The organism is Paenibacillus sp. FSL K6-1318 (assembly GCF_037976905.1).
Classification (GTDB): domain Bacteria; phylum Bacillota; class Bacilli; order Paenibacillales; family Paenibacillaceae; genus Paenibacillus; species Paenibacillus amylolyticus_A.
This window is the reverse complement of record NZ_CP150270.1, coordinates 2868226-2890643: the sequence shown is the minus strand read 5'-3', so window position 1 is coordinate 2890643 and position 22418 is coordinate 2868226. Positions and strand designations below refer to the sequence as shown.

13 protein-coding genes and 1 riboswitch are annotated in these 22418 nt (G+C 47.0%); of the genes, 4 read left to right on the top strand and 9 right to left on the bottom strand.

From position 1 onward, the window contains the following. Window positions 1–13: 13 nt before the first annotated feature. From NYE45_RS12910 to NYE45_RS12870, 9 genes are all read right to left on the bottom strand, one after another. Entirely contained in the window at window positions 14–7468 is a 7455-nt protein-coding gene (locus tag NYE45_RS12910; protein ID WP_340016929.1) for a fibronectin type III domain-containing protein, read from the bottom strand. 156 nt (window positions 7469–7624) lie between these two features. Beyond that, window positions 7625–8647 carry an SDR family oxidoreductase gene (locus tag NYE45_RS12905; RefSeq protein ID WP_340016928.1) on the bottom strand — a complete coding sequence of 341 codons (1023 nt, stop codon included), beginning with the start codon at window positions 8645–8647 and terminating at the stop codon, window positions 7625–7627. Between the two features lie 97 nt (window positions 8648–8744). Next, window positions 8745–9170, bottom strand: a complete 426-nt coding sequence (locus NYE45_RS12900; RefSeq protein WP_074094860.1) for a cupredoxin domain-containing protein — start codon at window positions 9168–9170, stop codon at window positions 8745–8747. A 205-nt stretch (window positions 9171–9375) separates the two neighbouring features. Beyond that, window positions 9376–10329, bottom strand: coding sequence for a DMT family transporter (locus tag NYE45_RS12895; RefSeq protein WP_340016927.1), 954 nt, complete (start codon window positions 10327–10329; stop codon window positions 9376–9378). Between the two features lie 107 nt (window positions 10330–10436). After that, window positions 10437–10547, bottom strand: a riboswitch (purine riboswitch). A gap of 91 nt (window positions 10548–10638) precedes the next feature. Further along, entirely contained in the window at window positions 10639–12858 is a 2220-nt protein-coding gene (locus NYE45_RS12890) for a DEAD/DEAH box helicase (protein ID WP_340016926.1), read from the bottom strand. Then, window positions 12855–14198, bottom strand: coding sequence for an ATP-binding protein (locus NYE45_RS12885; RefSeq protein ID WP_340016925.1), 1344 nt, complete (start codon window positions 14196–14198; stop codon window positions 12855–12857). Before NYE45_RS12885 ends, NYE45_RS12890 begins: the two co-directional genes overlap by 4 nt. Window positions 14199–14204: 6 nt before the next feature. Continuing rightward, a complete protein-coding gene (locus tag NYE45_RS12880) occupies window positions 14205–15785 on the bottom strand; it encodes a TerB N-terminal domain-containing protein (RefSeq protein WP_340016924.1) in 1581 nt (526 codons plus the stop codon). Between the two features lie 209 nt (window positions 15786–15994). Further along, a complete protein-coding gene (locus NYE45_RS12875; RefSeq protein WP_340016923.1) occupies window positions 15995–18535 on the bottom strand; it encodes a diguanylate cyclase in 2541 nt (846 codons plus the stop codon). A 94-nt stretch (window positions 18536–18629) separates the two neighbouring features. After that, window positions 18630–19220 carry a biliverdin-producing heme oxygenase gene (locus NYE45_RS12870; RefSeq protein WP_340016922.1) on the bottom strand — a complete coding sequence of 197 codons (591 nt, stop codon included), beginning with the start codon at window positions 19218–19220 and terminating at the stop codon, window positions 18630–18632. 346 nt (window positions 19221–19566) lie between these two features. Here NYE45_RS12870 and NYE45_RS12865 point away from each other — a divergent pair, with 346 nt between their 5' ends. From NYE45_RS12865 to NYE45_RS12850, 4 genes are all read left to right on the top strand, one after another. Next, window positions 19567–20364: a Nif3-like dinuclear metal center hexameric protein gene (locus tag NYE45_RS12865; RefSeq protein ID WP_340016921.1), complete on the top strand. Its 798-nt coding sequence runs from the start codon at window positions 19567–19569 to the stop codon at window positions 20362–20364. Between the two features lie 326 nt (window positions 20365–20690). Continuing rightward, window positions 20691–21116, top strand: coding sequence for a DMT family transporter (locus NYE45_RS12860; protein ID WP_062834136.1), 426 nt, complete (start codon window positions 20691–20693; stop codon window positions 21114–21116). A gap of 34 nt (window positions 21117–21150) precedes the next feature. Further along, window positions 21151–21849 (top strand): cyclic nucleotide-binding domain-containing protein, encoded by a 699-nt coding sequence (locus NYE45_RS12855; RefSeq protein ID WP_340016920.1) that lies wholly within the window; start codon window positions 21151–21153, stop codon window positions 21847–21849. Between the two features lie 14 nt (window positions 21850–21863). Then, a complete protein-coding gene (locus tag NYE45_RS12850; RefSeq protein ID WP_062834134.1) occupies window positions 21864–22352 on the top strand; it encodes a DMT family transporter in 489 nt (162 codons plus the stop codon). The last annotated feature ends 66 nt before the right edge of the window (window positions 22353–22418 follow it).

Below are 22418 nucleotides of genomic sequence, written 5' to 3'. Positions count from 1 at the left end.
CATTAAAAACCAATCAAGCGGTAATGACTTGCATCAGCTTATTTAATCGGAAGATCAGCGCTGCGGCTTCGGATCGGCTCAAGTGCTGCATCGGGCGGAAACTGCCGTCTTCATATCCGGTAATCATGTACAAACCTGCAAGCTCTTCCACTTCTTCTTTGGCCCAATCGGATACATCCGTCTGGTCGATAAATGCTTTTGGAGAAGTCAGCCGTTCCGGTCTGATTTTACGAACAACGTTCGCTATAATCTTGGATGCCTGTTCTCGTGTCACCAGCGCATGCGGAGCGAATCTCCCATTCCCCATGCCTTGAACCATCTCATGATGAACTGCTGCCTTGATCTCAGGAGCGAACCAATCATCGTCGTTTACATCCTGAAAGCCATGCTGCACGTTGGCCGTCGTGTCCACACTCATCAATCGTACGATCAGTGCGGTAAACTCTGCACGCGTGATCGGACGGCGTGGCTCGAAGCGGGTTTCGCTTACACCTTGAATGATATTCTGTTCCGCCAGCCAGGTAATCTGGTCCTTATTGAAAGTTTGGCTGATATCAATAAATTTGATATTTTTTTTCACAAGTACATCAGTTTGTTTAGAGGGTTCAGGTTGTGAACTCACCTCATCGGCTTTTACCGAAGTATCTGCTGGATTTGAAGCTGCACCACTACCGCTCCAGACGGATGGTGGATACGGAAAAGTCATGGCTGTTGCCCGTTTGCTTTCACTTCTTTCACCCGCTGAATTCTCCGTCCATACGTCCACCCCATAATTCTGCTCTGCATTCAGTCCTGTCCATACATAACTTCGGTCTGTGCCACGATATATCTCACGATCTTTATGGGTGATCACAATCACCTCATTCATTGAACCCAGTTCCCAAGTTAGCTTAATCGTATTCGTACCTTGCGCTATGGCTGCTACTGTCAGTTCCTCGGAAGGTAGCGTCTCGAATTCCGGTACTTGAAGCGCCTCACCCTCTCCTGCCTCATTGAATGGAATGATTGCAAAGTCAGTATAATGCTCTGCACTGTTTAAATCAGACACATGAAAGGATGTCTCCGTTGTTGTACCCATAAGCTCTTCATTTCGATAGATTCGATAACCCGCAGCACCAGGAATCAGCTCCCACACAATGTCTGCACCATACATTGAACGGTCTTCTACTACAGGAGGGGAAGTAACGCTACCGGGCAGGGTCATAGCAGGAAGATAGTAACCACCGTCACTACTGCCCGAGGCATTCATAGTCTTGACCGTATAAATATAGTTCACGCCTGGTTCGAGTCCCTCATCATCATAGAACAGTTCATCAGCAGGAACACGAGCAATCTCTACACCATGCCTCTCAATGATAAACTGATCGGCACCTACAACCCGGCTCTGTTCCAATAGAAGACGAATGCGGTCCTTCGCCGAATGATACTCCACTTTGACAGGAGCTGCTGGCTTGGTCAGGACAGAATACGCCAGCTTCTTCGATGCATCTCCCTGATCATTCTCTGTGTAGATCTCAATCTCGTACTGCTCGCCTGCATCCAGTTGATCTACAATAAACTCTTTTTGTTTGCCCCGATATACATCAGTGCCATCCAGCAATACAACAAATGTTTCGTTTACATAAGGAAAGTCCCATTCCAGTTTGGCATGATCTGTCTCCGGATATATCTTCATTTCCAGTGAATCAACATGAGGTAAGGTGTAAAAAGCGGTCACAGTCAGTGGGCTGCCTGAACCAGCCGTATTATAAGGAATAACCTGCACCTGATCATATCGGGTTGCACTCGCCAGATGCGTTAATCTCATCTCTGTGATATCCCCTTCTTCAATTGTGGTGATGATCTGATCTCCGATACGTATGGTATATCCCTCCGCGCCTTGTACCTTTGGCCAAGAGATCAATCCCTCCTTTTCCCCAATCATGCTTGGATGTAAAGGTTCAATAATAGTCGCAGGCAATGTCCGCAATTGAACTTCAAAACCGGAATCACTCACCCCCGCAGCATTGGATGTTTGGATGGTATACGTGTAATACTCTCCTGGTGTCAATCCATGATCTTCAAATGCACCTTGATCTGTTGGAACCCTCGCGATTTCCACGCCATCTCTCATCATGATGAATTGCTCTGCTCCCCGTGTGGAGCTGCCATTCAGGTCCAGTGTCGCGGTCTGATCTGTGATGTGTGTTATACCTGCCGTCTGAGGCGCTATGGGTTTCGTTAAAACCTGAATCTGAATAGACTCTGAACGATGACCATCTTCATTAATCGCAACGAGTTCGAATTCATACACTGTGCCATCCAGCATACTGTTGAGATGTACAGATGGTTTAGACACGCTCTGAAGCTCTCCCGTTACCCGATTGCGAATTTCATATGCAACTGCTCCTTTTACAACATCCCAAGTCAGATCAAGCGTGTGTGTTCCAGCTTTCACCGTGATACTTTCTGTAACTAATGGCAACGTTTGAGTCATTACACTGAAAGTAAGCGGTGCCCCCGCTCCACTCGCATTGACTGCCCGAATCACGTACATGTATTTCGTTCCTGGGGACAGATCTTTGTCTACAAACAGGGTCTCACTCGAATCCATCTGAGCGATTTCTCGTCCATCCCTTTCAATGATGTAATGATCTGCACCTTGAACACCTGTGTTGCTGAAATCCAGAACAAGACTGTTTTTTGCCACATCATATACCTCAATCTCAACGGGTTTCTCAGGCAAAGTCAGCAGGGATACTTCCGTCGCTTCAGAACGAGTCTCCTGACTGTTGATCGCCCATAGTTGATAGTGATGCCACGTCCCGTCCTGTAGACCGGTAATCGTTGCTTCATTCTCGATGCCCCTATAGATCTCCTTGCCATTCTGCTCAATCACATACTCAGCAGCACCTTCCACAACATTCCAGGAAACTTTTGCCCGATGTACTCCTGGATCAACAAGTACCTCGGCAGGCGACACCGGTTTGGACAATCGGATGAGCTGCGCTCTCTCACCGGAACCAGAAGTATTCGCAGCCTGAACTTCCAAAACGTACTCTGTACCTGGCAACAATCCCTCAGCCGTGTAGGTCAGTTCTGATGTTCTGCCTACTTCTGTTCCATTGATTCTCACAATATATAGATTTGCTGTATCTACAGCTTGCCATGCAAGTCCCATACTTGTTTCACCAGTCCAAGTGACATTCATTCCTTCTGGCCTGCTAGGTAGCGTAAGAAATGTACTACTGGTGGATGCACCGTACCCGGCAGCATTGCCTGCCTGTACTTCATAGGTATATTTACGACTGCTTGACAGATGGTGAACTGCGAGTTGTGTATCTGATATCTCATGGCTCTGTCCATCAATGACCACCCGATATTTCGTTGCTCCAACGACAGGCTCCCAGCTCAAGATCACTGCCTGTTCAGTTACTTGAACAACGTGAAGTCCCGACGGGCTCTCTGGTAGCGTTGTTCCTGATACCGAACTGCGCATCCCCTGTCCACTTCCGTTCACTGCTTGTACATCCAGTTGATAAGATGTTCCTGAACTAAGTCCCGCAAAGACCCATTCTTGGGTTCCGGCAGGAACCGTTCCCGACTTCTCTCCATTCAACCATAACTCATAACGATCGGCTCCTCGTACTGTTTCCCAATTCAGACGAAGGCTCGCTGTGGAAGCATCTGATATCTGTAAGCCGGATACCTGCCCCGGTAACGTCTTCAGCAAAGGTAATCCTGCCAACGGCCCTGGTCCTGTCTCATTTCCGGCAATTAACGTATAGCTGTACTCCGTTCCGCTATCCAGACCCGAGTCCAGAAACTCTGTCTGCTCTCCTTCATATATGGCTGTTCCATCGCGTGAAAGACCATAATACGTTGCAGAAGTCACTGTCTCCCATTCTAATAAAATATCATACTCCTGAATTTGAACGGCCATAAATTCCCCGGGCATTGCCGGCAGTGTGAGGAATCCGGTTCTACTGCTACCCCCTGTTCCACTTTCATTCATTGCCGTTACCGAAATGTGATGAATGGTTCCTGGAACGAGGTTGCTGACATAGGGAAGGCTACTCGGATCAGATACCGTCTGATCAAACACGGTGGTTCCGTCCGAAGTCGCTGCGATGATGCGGTAAGCATCTGCTCCCCGTACTGAATCAAATTGAATTTCGGCCAAATTGGGCTGGGAATCTACTTTTCGAACATGCAACGTTCCTGGAGCTGCCGGGGTAGTTAATACTTGAGCGCTTACTGCATCACTTACTCCGGTATGGTTTCTCACTCTAACTTCATATTCATAGACCTGACCACCGCTTAGGGAGTGATCAATTATACTGTGGTTAGGATAATCCAGTGTCCATGACTGTCCTGTCGTTTTATTCGTTATCTCATACTGATATCCGTCGGTATACCTCTCCCCTGTCGGCAAATCCACTGTAAGTTCAGCTGAAGTCTCAGCGATCTGTGTCATTCTCACATGACTCGGTTGCTGGGGCTTGCGTTGAATTTGGTAAGGTAAAGATGTTGTCTCATATGTATTACCAGCTCTGTCCATGGTCTTGGCATGGATGTACCAGATGCCTTCCGATTCAATGGATATTTTATGCTCGTCAGAGCGAGCTTCAAGCCAATGTTCCGGTGATTCTGCACTGTTCGTAACTTGATAGAATCGTTCCAGCTCCTGAATGCCTGAGTGTGCGTCAGCATACTGAATCGTAGTGGATATGTCCATGTCCGTCCAGCCATTTCCGTTCGGTGCAAATGTAATCGTTGGAGCGATCTGATCTACATAGGCGATTCGACTGACTTCCTTGCTCACATTACCAACAGTATCCCTTGCTCGCGCCCGAATTGTGGTAGCACCGTTTGTACTAACTGTACCTGTATTGCCTGCGATATAAGGAGCATCGTTCAGGCTGTATTCATAGGAAATCGCTTGTTCATCCACACTTCCAGCGATGTTGAATTGCACATGTTCTTTACTCCATCCGGATGGACTTATACTAATCACCGGATCGGTTGGAGCTGTCTTGTCGATTCGAATCGTAGCCTGAGCGGGCGTGCTAACATTGCCTACACGGTCAAGTGAGCGTGCATATACAATCGTTTCTCCCTCATCGGTAACTGTCACTTCGCCCGTGTAATCGATCCAGGGACCTTCTTTGTTAAGTCGATATTGGCTCTTGGCAAGCCCGCTGCCTGTATCTTCACCACTGTTTACTGCAAAAGTTACATCCTGATTCGTCCAATGCTCTTCACTTAACGTAATCGCTGGTTGCTCAGGCCCAGTCTTGTCGATTCTGGCTGTTGCCGAAGTGGAAGCACTAACATTGGCGGCCCGATCTACACTTCGTGCATAAATCTCGGTTACTCCTTCTTCACTGATTGTAAAAGGGGTCCTGTAGTCGATCCATTCTCCCTCGTTTCCCAGCTTATACTGTGTCAGACCAATGCCACTTGCTTCGTCCATACCCTCCGTTAATGTCACAATTACTGCCGCTTTTGTCCATTCGGGCGGATTCAACGAGATAACAGGTGGCGTTGGTGCCGTCCGATCTACCCTGGCTGTCACAGCGGTTTCCTGTCCTGTATTACCAAACGCATCAATACTGCGTGCCATAACAGTTGTGTTGCCTTCACTGTTTACGGTAAACGGAGCACTGTATTCACGCCATTCTCCTGCAGGAGCGACTTTCACTTCAGTCTTTTGAGTTCCGCTCAAGGCATCTTTTCCTTCTTCAACCGTGACCAGAACATCTTCCTTTGTCCATGTGGATGGAGTGACTGTAACGGAAGGAGCAGTTGGACCCGTCGTATCTTTAATCATCTCTCCAGCGGATATATACGGGGTCTGTATCCCTTCGCCATTCAGGGCCGCCACGAATACTTCATATTTTCCGTCCGCGAGTCCGGTCAGGCCAAACGCTGTACGTGTGGAAGTTGTTGTTCCTGATGCAAGGACCTGCCCGGCTGGACTGCGTATTTCCGTTTTGTATTGGGTGCCCGCAGGGTTGCTATTATTATTCCAACTCGCAGTAACAGAGTTGCCTGATTGTGTCACAGCCGCAGCAGCGGGTGGATTGGCCAATGTATATTTGGTGGATGGACTGGAGTACCCCGTGAAGGAACCACTTGAATTTTTGGCACGTACAGCAAAAGAATAACTCGTATTCGGAGCGAGCCCTGTCACCTGCCGACTGTTTGACGCACCTGTATCCATGATCTGATTGGTTGTCATATTCTTCAGTTCATACGTAACGGATGCATCATTGGCCTTCTTATCCCAGTTCACCGTCAAGTTATTAGGGTTAACCAGTGTATACGTCGGCGTTCCAGGCACAACAAAACTCCTTACCGTAAAGTTAACGGTTCCTGCCGAGGATACCCCACCTTTGTCGTCCATGACCCATACTTGCAATGTGTGCGTGCCATCTGGCAGGGTATCAGGCAACGTATAATTGGTGTTGAAAGACTGATTCGAACCCGTTGCAGTCATCTGGGTCAGAATGTTCTCGGACCCACCATCAATGGACCATTTCACGGTCAACAGGTCGCCTACATCCGTGTCTCGCGTTGTACCGGAGATCTGCAGTTGCTCGCCTTTGTAATAGGTTTGACCCGAAGAGGGTGCTGTTAGTGTAAATGAAGGCGGAACATTTTTGGGGCCAATCCCCACAATGGTCGAAAATTTGCGTGAAGCCTGATTCGCTGTTGCCTTGGCATTCCACCAGAACTGTGCAGCTGTATCACTCGCCGTTACGGTCTGGCCTGGAGCAAATGCCGAAGGTGAAGAACCCCCTGTAAGTTGCGCGCTGTCTGGACTGCTGTACTGGCCCATATATATACGATCCGCATTCACAACATTGTACGTATTCGCATAAAAAGCCGTGACCTGAACACCGCCGCTGTAATTGCGCCATCCATTCTCGATGACTTCAAACGGAGAAGCATCGTTGCCATTCACCATCGTATCCCAATAAAATGTTCCACCCAAATTCAGTGCCGATCCGCTGCGGTTGATGGCTTCCAGTTCAACCTTCATGTAACCACCTTGTGACGTGGCATTGACGATAGATACACGTAAAATATATTCAACATTATCCTTTTGCCGGGACATTTCAATTACATTATTGTTAATTCGGTAATAATTAAGCGGCAATGTTTTGAAGTTCACGGGTGATCCATTGTGGTCGATAATCGTAGATACATTCCCTGTATCACCACCGTAAAATACATTCGTGTTCGGTAGTAACACAATTCTGTATTTACCATCACTGTTCATCTCTACTTTCACCTTAGAGGACTGTACAGCCTTCATGCTGGACGTATCGGATACAATCTCGATCGTTTCAACCGTTTCAGCCATTACCGTGGCTGCACCCCATTCAAGCAACAGGGCTTGAGGTGATAATAACGCAAATGCCAGCACCACTTTGGTTAACTGTTCCGCTTGTTTCTTCACACGTTTTCCTGATTTCTTCAACGTCTGCTCTCCTTTTTGGCACACCAAAAAAGGGAGGCACCCCAACAAAGGAACGATGTCCTAAGTTGGGGTGCCTCCCCTAACAAGTGTCATTTTTTCTTGATTATAACGATTCAGCGCATGGATGTAAACAGTTGATGATGAACGCCTTCCTTCTTACTTCTCATCTCTGATCTTCAATAACGCCTCGTCCAATGCGCCAATAACCTTGTCACACCACACATCAAATTCCGGATCTTCGGTCTGTAATTCAGGATGCGCCAGAATGTGCTCAATTGTACATCGAATGCCCTGATCGGCTCTTGTCGTTGCTACAAATTCCGGAACAAGCCGTTTCAGTTTACTGTTATCGAACACAACGGTATTGGCTTTGTCCCCTAGCAAACCGCCGCGTAGATCCTGGTCACTGCATGCTGCCAAGAACTCGGACGGAACATGTACCGCATGAAGCTTAACGCCCAACACGCCAGCAATAATCTCATGAATTTGATTCCACGTGACGGATTCATCTGAGGTGATATGTACCGATTCACCAATGGCATGGATATTTCCCATAAGCCCGATAAACCCTTTGGCAAAATCAGTATTGTGCGTAATGGTCCACAGTGATGTGCCATCTCCATGGATGATAATAGGTTTACCTTCACGTATGCGTTTAAGAACCTGCCAGCTGCCTTGTGCACCATGAACACCGAGAGGTACGGATTGGTTCCCATACGTATGGCTCGGACGCACGATGGTCACGGGGAATCCTTGCTCACGATATTGTTTCATCAGATAGTCTTCACACGCAATCTTGTTACGCGAATACTCCCAATATGGATTCGATAATGGCGTCCCTTCCGTGATCCGGTAATCAGCCAAAGGTGTCTGATACGCCGATGCTGAACTTATAAAAATAAACTGCTTCGTTTTATCCTTGAACAAACGGTAATCTCGCTCCAATTGAGACGGTACAAAAGCGATAAAGTCTGCCACAACATCGAATTCCAGATCAGCAATCAACTCCGCTACACGCGCCTCGTCATTAATATCGGCTTGAAGTACGTTAACTCCTGCAGGCAAATCGTTATTACGATTGCCTCGATTAATCAAATAAAGCTCACAGCCTTGCTGTGCAAGCATCTCCGTAATGGCCGTACTGATGGTGCCTGTCCCTCCAATAAATAGCGCTTTCATTTTCGCCACCTCCTGATCGATTTTACCCACTTGTCCATGATATCACGCACCAAAAAAAGGAGCAAAGCTCGGTGACCCGAAACTATGCTCCTTCTGCTTATACGACCTTAATCGTTGCATATATCATGTACATACCGCAATGAATCTCGTATTCTCCCTTTGGCAGATCTTTGTCGACCGTATAATAATTAGGTCCTTTTTGCATGTATAGATCCATGCCAAGCTTTTGTGATCCCACCGATTTGACATGTGTCACCGACCGGGTCAGAATAAAGTTGATTTTGGTCGGTACGCCAGCTTTCACCTCGATAACGTCTGGTCCAAAACCATCGTTACTTACGTCCACATCAATGACTTCATATCCCTTCAAATCCTCCGCTGTCTCGGCTTGTGCAGTTACCGCACTTCCCGATCCGGGGGATACGTCTTTGCCCATAAAATAAACCAAAAATGATCCGAGCAGTACAACAACGGTCAGACCCAGCGTTAACCAAGGCCACGTTTTTCCAAACCAGCTTTTCATATAAACACTCCTCATTCGATGTCCCATCAATAATCAATCCACAGACGGATATATTCTTTAAGCATACCTGATTCGCAGGATAATGAAAATGACCCCTCTGGGCTATTGTGTTTGAGCAAAAATATTTCATTAAAAAAAGCCTGATTTCTCAGGCTTATCTACGGTTATTCCCGTTCATGCTTCGCCATATCCCTTTTCGTATAACTCAGGAATATATCGGGGTACTTCGACTTCGTCTCATGCGTAATTTATACAACTCTGGCAGGGCTACACCAATGAGCACAATGATAACCCCGAACCATTGCAATCCGCTGACATGCTCATGAAGCACGATAGAGGATAACAGTACTGCAATTGGAAGCTCCACTGCACCCAGGATTCCGGCCATGTCACCACCAATATGTGGAACGCCGATAGCGAACAATACAGGTGGAATGAAAGCCCCGAAGAATCCGAGCAGCAATCCAAATACAAGCAACTGACTCCAGATCAATCCGTTAAAGAGGAATGTCGGTGGGAACAAAATGCACAGCAGGATCAATCCGCCTGTAACCATCCACGCACTACGGAAAGCTGGATGCGCTGAAGGAACTGCTTTGCCGCTGAACAATACAAACAGGGAATAACTTACGGCTGCCATTAGTCCAAGTGCAATACCCAGACCGTTGAACTCACCCAGTCCCTGTTCCAGGAAACCAGCTGCCAGCAAAGTTCCGCCGAACAAAATGATCAAGGTCAGGAACGTGACTTTGTCAGGACGTTGACGTTTGCTTATCGCCTGAATCAATACGCTAATCCATGTGAACTGGAATAACAGGATGATTGCAAGTGATGCCGGGATATAACGTAAAGACTGATAATAGACGAGCCCTGTAATTACCGTTGGTGTTCCAGCAGCCATCAATAGCAGACGTTGTTTCCACGTCAACCGCTTGAATACCTGTGCCACGGCTCCTGATGCTTTGCCGTTTGCCTGTGACTTGCGTTTGGTTCTAAACCGTGTGTACAGCGCCAGCATCCAGGATAGAAGAAAACCCGTAATCAGCTGTGTTCCCACAACCTCTCCAAGTTTATATCCTTCGCCGTACGCCAGAACCACAATCGTGGATAATATGCCATAGCTCATCGCTCCCGCGAGAACGGACAGATAATATTTCATTGTGAATAAACCTCCTGATGATAAGAAAAATACGCCCGCATGTTTGGTTCATGCCAAGGTCACAGACACCATCTAAATGCAAAAAATCCTAACTACGAGCAAGGAATACATTGATTCCTTGGCATCGTAGTTAGGAAGTATAGGCTTCCCGTAGAGACCCTCGCCCTGTGTACACTTTCGGCCTGCGAGGTTATACGAAATGATATATGCAATTTGATGTAATTCGTGTGTGACGACTTTTCATATATTACATGGGAGGTGAGATGGTGTCAACCCTATTCCGTATAAAAATTTTATTACGTAAAAACGTCATGTCCGCTTGGTACTCGAGGAATCCCACTCCAATGTTTGTTGTAAACCTGCCTTCAATCCATCCAGATCCAGCCCATCCACGGCAAAAGCCTCACGGATCAAAGGCGGTGCGACAAATTCATCATACTTGCCCAGATAAGGTGCTTCATCTTCAGCCAGTAACGCAGATGCGTCTTCAGCCGTCCGACACTCACTCATAATCTCGGCTAACAATGTTCGTTCATCGACTTTGCCAGACACCACAAAATAATAGGGCTCCATGGGCACAACCGAACGCAAGGCAAGTTTCTTGGACAGATTATGCTTCATCAAGCGCTCCAATGTACGGAACGATTTGCTTCCAACCCAAGGAAGAACGTACATCGAATCTCCCCCTGCCGGAATCACGACCTGCTTCAACAGTCCACTTTCACGAGCTAAGCGGCGTGCCCGTTCAAGTCGATTGACGGCTTGTGGTGACAGGTAGGGATAGATGGTGGAGTCGGACAACACTTCACGCATTTTCTGTACCACCGACGTATGAATATCTCCTCCCGCACCAAGCCATAACGTATCTACTTTACCTTTCGCAGACTTCACATACACAGCCTTGTGCTTGTGATCGACCTCTTCCACTTTCCACAGTTTGCCTGCGAGCGAGAAGCAATAGCCAGGAGGGGGTACGGTTGTAATCGATCCAATTTCTTCAGATCCGTTCAGCACCTTATGTTCCTCATCGTCCTTAAACACTGCGTAGAAGCGATAATTATTCACGATTTTCTCACCAGTCAGACCGATGATCAACGTTCGCTCCTCTGTCCATTGCAGATGATCCGTCTCAATAAGGTAATTCAGGAATACCTGATATTGATCAGGTCTAATCAACGCAAATGGAGCCAGCGAAAGGATGGCTCCTGCAAGATCTCTCGGCTCCGCCTCCCCCATGCTTTTCAACATGCTCATCGTCTGATGGTAGAGCACACCTATGGGCATTTTGCGTGCTTCAAGCGGCTCGACCCACTTCGTTTTTACATATAGTTCGATAACAGCAATCGCACGCATCAACGTCCACGGCATACGTGCTGGCAATTGGGCTTCCTCATCCTCTTCCTCCGGACATACAAAAAGCATCTCCGATGCCATATCTTCTCGTCTCCCCGAACGCCCCAGACGTTGTACAAAGCTGGACGCACTATACGGTGCACCGAGCTGAACCACACGTTCCAGCTCGCCCAGATCGATGCCCAGTTCAAGCGTGACCGTTGCCGCAGCAACCGCGGGTCCCGATCCGGTGCGTAGAGCAGCTTCCGTCTCTTCCCTCAGCATAGCCGAGATGCTTCCATGATGCACATGGAACACATCACGCTCTTGCCTGCGAGCCGCGACTCGCCGCATCTCAAGAATAGTAACTTCTGCATCGGTACGGCTGTTGGTGAAGATCAGCGCTTTTTTACGATGTGTACTCTCATAGATGAAGTCGTAGTAGGCTTTGCGTGCGTTATGAAGCTGCTCCGCCTGCTCCTCGTCCTGTGCGTCAGGAAAAGAGAAATGTTCCACCCGCAATCGCAGCTTGCGACCACCTGGGGAAGAGACTACATCGACACCCTGCTTCGTTCCCGCAGCCAGCCAAGATGTAGCCGCATCATAGTCACTAAGTGTAGCGGATAAGCCAACTCTTCGCGGTGTACAGCCAGCCATACGCTCGATTCTCGCAAGTTCGCTGAGCACCTGAATGCCCCGATCTGCTCCCATAAAGGCATGTACCTCATCGATGATGACATAACGCAGGTCATGAAACAGCGCCGGGATCGCATTCGGTCGATTCATGAGCAGACCTTCTAGCGATTCTGGCGTAATCTGGAGCACACCAGACGGATTCTTCATCAGTTTTGTTTTCTCGGCCTGAGGTACGTCCCCATGCCAATGCCACACCGGAATATTCCCTTCGGATAGCAGATCCTTAAGACGTTCAAATTGGTCATTAATCAGGGCTTTCAGAGGTCCAATATAGAGAATACCAACCGACTTGGAAGGCCGTTCATACAGCTCGGTCAATGCAGGAAAAAAAGCCGCCTCCGTCTTGCCGGAGGCTGTACCTGCCGCGATCAGCATATGATGCGGGGTATGGAAGCAGATATTGCAGGCCTCAATCTGGGCAGGCCGAAGCGATTCCCATCTTTTTTTATAAATAAATTCCTGAACAAACGGCGCCAGTCGATAGAACGGATTATCACTCATAATTCAAACTCCGCCAGGAAATCGTCCAGATCATCCGTATTTGCTGAAGCATCTGCGCCTTTACCCGTTTCCTGAGGTTTGACGGCTCGCTCGCCAAGTAATTGAGTATACGTCACTTCGGGATTCTGGTGTAACGTATGCAGAACATCCATAAAGTCTCGTACCACTTCACGTGTGGTCAGCAATTCATCCGCACCCAGTCGGTTCACAGCCGTTTGCATAAAATCAACCAATTGTTCATCCGTCAGACTCGCACTGTATCCAAAATGAAGGGCATGAATCTGCCGCAGCTTCTGGAGCAAAATCAGAATCTCTTCATGCGATAACATCGCAAGCTTCAGGATCGGGCCTGTATAATTCGCGTAAGCTTTGGTCGCATAACGACCATCAATAAGCCTGGAGCGAAGCGCTTCATAGCTGTATAGTCCGCGTCGTTCATCCTCCACAAATTGCGGTGTACCGCCTACAAATATGCCCAGGTGCTCCGCTTTGCCCTGCATTGTATCGTTGAACATGGTCAGCAATTTTTCATAGTTGCTTTGACGTGAGACGCTATTTGTAATTTTATACAGATTCACCGCTTCATCAATGAACAACAACAATCCTTTGTAACCAATGCGCGCGGTAAATTCAGACCACAATTTGAAGTAGTCGTACCAGTTGTCATCGTCGATAATGACGCCAACAGCCAGTTCTTTTTTCGCTTCCGTTTTGGTTGCAAATTCTCCTCGTAGCCAGCGAAGTGCCGCCTGTTTGCGATCATCATCAGCCAGCTTGTACCCATTCCAGTAGGACGCCAGCACCTTGGCAAAATCAAAGCCGTGAACCAGATTCTGCATCTCACCCGTCACCGCATAGATCTGCTTCTCTACCTCCAGCGGCAAAGCGGGATCATCCGGGCGCAGGTTCTGACTCTGCATCGTCGATTGTTGCAGCCCTGCGATCCATTTTTGCAAAATCGGCTCCAACGCTCCCCCATCCGGGCGTGTGCGTGTAGACAGACGAGTCATCAGTTCGCGGTATGTCGCAAGTCCCTGACCTTTGGTACCCACCAATCGTCGCTCCGGTGACAGATCCGCATCTGCCACAACGAAATCACGATCCATGGCATAGTTACGAATCATCTGCAAAAGAAAGCTTTTACCACTGCCGTAACGGCCCGTAATGAGTTTAAACGCAGCGCCGCCTTCGGCAATATTGTCCATATCCCGCAAGATGGCTTCCACTTCCGGTTTCCGGCCAACAGCAATCTGCTCCAGTCCTATGCGCGGGACAACACCCGCTGTTAATGAATTTACAAGTGCGGTGGTCAACCGCTTCGGTATTTTAAGTTCTGTCACTGCGTATCACCTCTTCACATGTTCGAACACATCAATATAATCAGGAACAATCCGATCACCATCAATCAGAAGATCACCGATCGTTTCCATAGCCACATCATTAATTTCATCCAGCAGAAGCGTAGGCATCGTTCCATATTGCTCAGCCAGACGCATCAGTTCGATATCCGGGCTTTCGCCAAGTAGAACATGAATCGCTTGCACCTGCTGAGGGGATAGTTCATTGGCAAAAAGCAGCCATTCTTCATCCAGATCCGTCTCAGCAGACTCGTCCCACTGCAACCCAATTAATTCTACTTGCGCTCCTGTTGCAATCTCTACTGCGCATGGCTCCGACTCCATAGAACCTTCAGTTGGAGTGATCTCATCCCTTGCTTCTAGCGCATCTACTGAATTACTTGCAACATTTGCGTGGTTAACCTCTTCATCATTCACTTCAGAAGGGTGATCCTCCTCAATTGTAAGTGCCAATCGTACGTACTCACTTTCCTGCTGTAACGATGCCAATTTCTCCGTATCAATCCGAATCACCGGTTGCTCCACAGCCTCAGCCTGCTCGGTCGTATATGCTTTGTCCAAGTAACGTTCAATCAGATTTGCAAGTTCGGGTTCAAGCGTCTGCCCTCGCAATCGGCCTCTGAATCCGAGCAGTTCACGAAGTTTATTTTCAGTACATCGGTAGATCCGCGTAACCATCTGCACAAAATCAGCTTGCTCACCTATGGGCATATATCTGAACGATACCGATCTTCCATAGATCGAATCATCATAGACTGCTTTGCGGAACAGGATGCGCTCCACCGTGTGTTCATCGTTGGGTTCAAACTCAGGTAATAGTCCAACTTGTCGCGTACGTTCCAGGTACGAATCAACCAAAACCATGACCCGTGGGATGTACTGCTCCATCACCTCTTTGCCGCCATCTCTGTAGAACTTGCTAAGTGTAATATCGTAATCATAGTATCTTTGCAGCATATTCAGCGAGATATCCGATACCTTATCCTGTAAAATACGTTGCAACTCCATATCCAGCATCTCTGCTGGCAGGTATCCGCCTGAAAGGTCCATCACTTCGGATAAAGACGTCTCCATCTGATGGACCAGCACATAATCGACCATCCATTCTTGCATATATATATTTAATTGAGGGAGCCGTTCACGGTAGTTCACCCATAACTGTTTTAATTGATCATAACCATCCTCAGGATTCTGCCAGCCAATGCCGTTAATTAGCTCGTAGATATGAACAAATAGATAGGATAGATCGGTATCCGGGTAACTCCCCTGACGAACTTCCTTCCTCCAATACAAATACCACTTGCGCTGGGCTTCGTTCATCACGCCATACGTTGGCCAGTAACTCATGAAGGGAACCCACGGGGATGCATCCCCCTCCATCTCTGCCCACTGCGTAGCTTCTTCTACAAAACGTTTCTCCGAGGACAATATGCCTCCACGATGCTGCATCGTATCATGTGCAGACTGCTGCACAATGGTTGAACGATCAGGAACCGGAACAGCTGCTGTTTCAGGCTCTTCGCTCAGATCTATTTCCATAAATTCCAATTGTCTTGAATTGTCTTTCATAGAACGTTATCTCACCCTCCTCCAAGACAGAATACGAACAAGTGTATCCATAGGGATCATTATAACACTTGTCCTGTGTCTGCGGTGACGAAATTAAGACATTCCTTGAATCAAAAAAAGAAGGCATCTCTGCCCTCTTTTCAACAAGTCTACTTCACTTTTCCAAAACATGATTATATGGTTGCCAAACGAACGTTGCAGAGGCGTATTCACACGACAATTGCGCGATTTTTACCTTCACTTTTGGCTTGCACCAGCGCCTGACTCGCATTTTCAATCAGATCGGCTACATTTGATTGCTCATCAGGCACCAGAACTGCACCGCCCACACTGACCGTTACTACGCCACTTGGACCGGATGATTCCCTCTGAATCTGCAGAGCCAGCACATGTTGTCTGATCTCTTCTGCAAGTTGCGCTGAATGCTCAGATGTTGTGCTCTTCAATTTCAACATAAATGTACCTCCGCGAAGGCGAGAGATCAGAGCATTGTGCTGTTCGCTAACGACCGTAAGCACCTCACCGATCCATTGCAGACACAGGTCGCCTCCCTGAAGACCATAAGCTGCATTATATGAGCGGAAATCATCAATATCTATAATGAGCAGTCCCAGACTGCATTTTTCCTGTAAACAGTCATCCCAGTCATCCTGAAGCTGTGACCTGAACACCGTCTGGATCGGCATATCCGTTAATGGATCTGTCGTTAGATAATTCTGCAGCTGGCTTGTCGTTTCCGAGTAGCTGTCCTGTTCATGGTGGGACGCTCCACTGTGCAGTAATACCATTACAGATGGCTTGCCCGCATGCGTAACAGAAGCAAGTGTAATTTCAAGCAACAATGAGGTACCTGCAGCTGTAGTAAAATACGACTGGCTGGTAATCAAACTTGTGTTATTGTGTTGTAATTCTTCAAAATTCTGTTGCAACGTGACTCTCGTTTTGTCAGGTACAAATTCTCTGAAGTCCTTACCTGTCAGGTTCTTGGAACTCTCGAATCCGAGCAGCTCAGCAGCCTTCGTGTTGCAGTAGATGATCTGGCCGTCAGTCAAAGTAAAGAATGCCACAGGCGAGTAATCCATCAACTGCAAATAACGCTGTTCATTTTGTCGCAAAATACGAGCATTCTGAAGCGCCTGTTCTTCGGCCTGAACCAACTGGTTCTCTGTCTGCCGACGTACAATGGTTTTGAGTAAAGGTAACACGCTAAGCTCTTTGGATGTCCAAGGATACGAAGTTGATTTTACAACCTCACGCCATTTCTCGAATGATTTACGCGGAGATAACCGCATGCCATCATCTGTCTTTAGCACTGCCTTCGCGGGGTCACCCGCCCAATCGACAACCTGAACGACCTCAGGTCGGAACCAGATCATATAGTTGTGCTGTCCAGGGGAAATGGCAACATAAATAACCCCGGAAGCCTTATCCTGATAAGCTTTGGATGTTTCATACTCTGCACTCAGTTTCGACGTATGATAACTATAATCCTCGGACTTTCCTGCAAGCCAACCTGCCAGTTCACGAATCTGTCCACTGTTTGGCGTTTCACCATACAACAACAACTTGTCCTGGTAACAGATTGCTGCTCCGGCAGCACCCATCAGATTCAGCACCGTCTCTTCTTCTCCCTGTAATTCCTCAAGTACTCGGGCAGGACTTGTGTTACCGATAAAAATGTTGGCAATTCGTGAAGCGGCTTCACGTGATTGAATCTCCGATTGATAATTATCGAGTTGCTGCCGCTGAAACAATTCATTCGAGAAGAACGCGCCCAGGAAATTGCACAGATTCCGTACGCGATGGGGCACATATCTAGCCGAATAATGATGGCATGTAATGAGTCCCCACAGCTGATTATTATGAATGAGCGAGATCGTAACCGTCGCACCTACACCCATATTATGCAAATATTCGATGTGAAGAGGAGAAACGCTACGCAGGACCGAAAGACTCAAATTCAGCGGTTTGCCTGTGAGCGGTTGTAGCGTAGGCACAATCTCCACGGGTTTATAATTCACATTCACAATGGTTCGCAACCAATTGCGAAGATACAATTCCCGGGCCTGTTTTGGAATATCTGAAGCCGGATAGTGATGTCCCAGGAAGGGTTCGAGTTCTTGTTCACGCGCTTCAGCAATAACTTTACCGTTCCATTGCTCGTCAAACTCATAGATCATCACTCGGTCATAACCGAGCATTTCCTTCACCTGTTCAGCCGCAATTTGACTTGCTTCCACGCGACTATCTGTACTTTTGATCCGACCGAAGAATCGGGATATCCATTCAAAGTCAGTGGTCTCCATGTCCTCTTTATCATAAAAAGGCTCGATCTCCAGAATAAGCAGCCCTTCACTTTCATGAAGAACAGAAGAGAATATCCGGTCTTCACCGGATACGTTAATGGTCAGATCCATGTAATGCAAATCAGAGGTTACAGCTGCATTGAAGCTGCTGCCCAACAGTTTGCGTACAGCTTGCTCGCCGATCAGATTTTCCAAAGGCATGCCCAGAACGTTCTCATAGGCAATACCCAGATGGTCCTCCGTATTTTGGCTACACTGAACAATCGTTGGCATATGACTGGTATTGATGGCCAAAAGCACACCATGAGGTTGAATAAAACCGGGGATATGAATCGGTTCTTTATCACAGTTATTCAGATCAATTGGATCATTCGTGTATGTTCCCTGTTGAAGCAATGTGCGGTTTAACAAATTTTGTTCTTTCTTGGACTTCGGTTCGGCCATGGCCAGGAAAATCCCCTCTCATGATGTTATATAAGTTGAAATGATTAGTTCAACTTATATAGATACCTTTTAAAATATGAAAAAAAAGTCCGCCCTACGTATTAATCCATTGATCCAGCAGTCGGAAAGTCTCTGATGCACTGTGCACCATATTGTCATGATCTTCTGGAGTACTGATGGACTGCTGCAGCAAACCCATAAACTCGCTCCATCTTGTTCTTGTCTCTGTACCATAGGCATTGAAATATTCCAAACCGCGATCAGCTTCAATCGGCAGAAACTGCGACAAACGCTTGGTCATAATCTGTCCACCGTTCGTGGACCCTTCAATGACATACAGATATCCGAACAAACGCGCAGGTGTTGAAATATCCGGCAGTTCTTCACAGAGCGGAATTTGGCTGATCTCCTCTTCACTTGCACCCAGATTTCGTAAATCTTTTTCCAACAGTCCAGCCTTGCCTCTAATCTCGATATCCAATCCCGTGCTTCCCCAGAAAGGCTGCTGTACAGCCTGATCTTCCAGCGGTTTCAGGAATCCATAAAATTTCTCTAAATATGTTCTATATTCTTCTATAGTCACAGTTTGATTCATAATGGCTTTCGCATAAGGGTTCTGTTCTACTTGTCTGTGATAATGAGCTGTCTCGTTCTTCAGACGTTCCATAATATTTGTTGATGTCATCGTAGTTATCCCCTTTCACAATCTGTTCTGTATATGCAAATTCATGCTTATCCTCAATTGAATCTTATTGGCCTTAAAGTAGAACTACTTGCGCTGCAATCAGCTCCATTAATGAAGACAAAGACTCTATGTAAGTATACTTATTCTTGTTAGAGAAAACTATATGAATCCAACATCGGTACACATCCCATACATTCCTCCGTTGTTATCGTAACTGACTATAAACTGTATATTTAAGTATTAACCGCAAACAGTAAAAATGACCCCTATAATCTGGAAGACAGTAGATTTCACATGTCAAAATGGTACACTACCTTTATATCCTGTCATTGGAGGAATGCATCCTATGGACCTTACTGTTCAAGACATTGTACTTCATCTCACAGAAAACATTGAATTGCCGGAAAACACGGTGGATCAGCTCATTACGGGATCACTTGATCGAGAGGTCACAGGTATTATCATTGCTTTTATGCCCACACATTATGTTATTGAACAAGCCATACAGCACGGTGCTAACTTGATCATTGCGCATGAATCTCCGTTTTATAGCCATCACAGCCATACGGATTGGCTTGCAAATGATTCAGTTTATGTGGACAAAAGAATGTTGATCGACGAAGCAGGCATTTCCATCTATCGATGTCATGATATCATCCATCGGTTTCAACCGGATGGCATTACCGAAGGATTGATTAAAGCCTTGGGGTGGTCCTCTGATGTGGAGCAACGACTACCGGAAGCAGACGTCCTTTCTTTTCCCGAAGGACAAACCGTTGAAGCTATTGCTCACCATGTGAAAAGTTGCCTTGGGATCGAGTATGTACGCGTTGCAGGCAATGCGGATTTAGTCTGTAGACGCGCAGCGGTATTGGTAGGTTTTCGTGGCAATGGCCCTGTAACGATTCCCTTGATTCAGAACGAGCAATTGGATCTCATTATCGCTGGAGAAGGATTCGAATGGGAGACACCGGAATATATCCGTGATGCCGTGCAACAAGGCAAGTCCAAGGCACTGATCATGATGGGACATGCCGAGAGCGAGGCTTCAGGGATGAAGCTTTTGGCAGACAGTTTGGCAGAACGTTTTCCTGGATTGTGTGTTCGTTTTGTAGGCGAGAAGCCTTTGTATACTGTGATTTAATACTAGATTAATGTGCACGGAGAGTATCTAGCTGATTGTTTCTAATCTCATTGCCCAGCGTACCTCGGAGCTTTACATACTTTCTACGCTCCAGGGTCGAGTCGGCAGACTCTTTTTTGACATAGGTCCAACAGGTTAATTAGAGATTATGAAAAATGACTACTAAGCCCATATGCCTCGCATCTCTTCATGCCCCATCTGGATTTTCGGGGTTCTTTATTGTACTCTAAATGCTGTGACTTCAGAGCTTAGGACATTTGTCCTTGGCGTTTGGGATGAGTTTATCATTAAATAGAAGTCGAAGTGATTGAATAAGGAGAGTACATATGAGAGGAATTATTTTTGCATTACTGGGTGGTGCGTGTATCACGCTGCAAGGGGTTGCCAATACTCGGATTAGCACGGATATGGGCACATGGCAGGCCGCTACGATTACACAACTAACAGGATTCATATTAGCGGCGCTGATCCTGTTGTTCGTTCGTGACACCAACCTTCAAGGACTCAAACAAGTAAAACCCATGTACCTGGCTGGAGGTGCTTTTGGCGCCGTCATTATTTTCAGCGAAGTAACGGCCATTCAGCAAATTGGGGTTACATTCACGATCTCGGCCCTGTTGATTGCGCAGCTGTTCCTGACTTTTCTGGTGGATAGTAACGGATGGTTTGGCGTGGTGAAACAAAAGATGAAACTGCCGCAATTTCTGGGCATTGCCTTGATGATCACGGGCGTTATCATTATGAAACTGTAGCTTTTCGAGAATATAGTCGGGGGTGAGTAACAGCGTGGAAGAGATCCATAACGAGCACCAATTAATGCACTATCTGAAACAATATCAACTCGAAACGGTATTTCACGAGCCCCTGCGTCCACATATGACATTATGCCACTTCGAGAAGTGTGAACTGATCTGTCGTGAAGGAGAAGCTTCCGAATATTTATACGTACTGGTCGAGGGCAAAATCAAGATTTTCACAACCTCTGCTCAGGATAAAACGCTGGTGCTTTGTTTCAAAACACCGCTTGAAGTCGTTGGCGACATAGAGTATGTCCGCGAAAGCGATATTGTCAACACGGTTCAGGCCGTATCGCCTGTGGTGATGCTTCGCATTCATTATCAATGGCTCGCTGAGCTTGCCAGCGATTATGCACCTTTACTTAAATTTTTGCTCAAAATCATCTCACACAAATTCTACATCGACTCAAACTTCTCCAATTTCAACCTGATGTATCCCGTTGAGGTTCGTCTAGTCAGCTACCTGCTCTCCATCTCGACAGAAGAAGCCGGCAACGTCGTTCACGAAGAGCTGGACGCGTTCAATCTAACTGACATCGCGAATCTGATCGGCACCAGTTACCGACATCTGAACCGGGTCATCCAGAAGCTCTGTGCAGACGGATTAATTGAACGACATCAAGGATTGATTATGATCAAGGATCGGGCGGGTCTACGTGAGATAGCAGGTCACAACATTTATGAATAAGGAGTTCGACAACCATGTTAATCACAGGTATTTCGCTTGCATTACTGGCAGGTGCACTTGTCAGTCTGCAAACGATTTTTAATAGCAAAGTCAATGAACGTACCGGTTCATGGTCCACTACAACGATGGTCCTCTTCACCGGATTCATTGCTTCATTCCTCATTTCTCTGCTAGTGGAAGGCAAAAATACATTCAGCTTTCAGCATATGCAACCTTGGTACTGGCTCAGTGGAGCCATCGGCGTTGGTGTAGTCTTCTGTCTCGTTCAAGGGATGAAGTTGCTTGGCCCCACATATGCGATCTCAATCGTACTGACGTCCCAACTGAGCTTTGCTCTATTGTTTGATTCCATGGGATGGCTCGGTCTGGAGCAAATTCCTTTTTCGTGGAATCAACTGCTCGGTGTACTTGTCATTGTAGGCGGAATTGTGTTGTTCAAGTTCGGTGGGGGGAAATCGGAAAAATCAGAGCAGTCCCCTGGAACACTTCAGTCTGACTCATAAACGAACAAAAAAGAGTGTCTGTCCAATCCGGGAGATTGGACAGACACTCTTTTTTTATGCAATCAA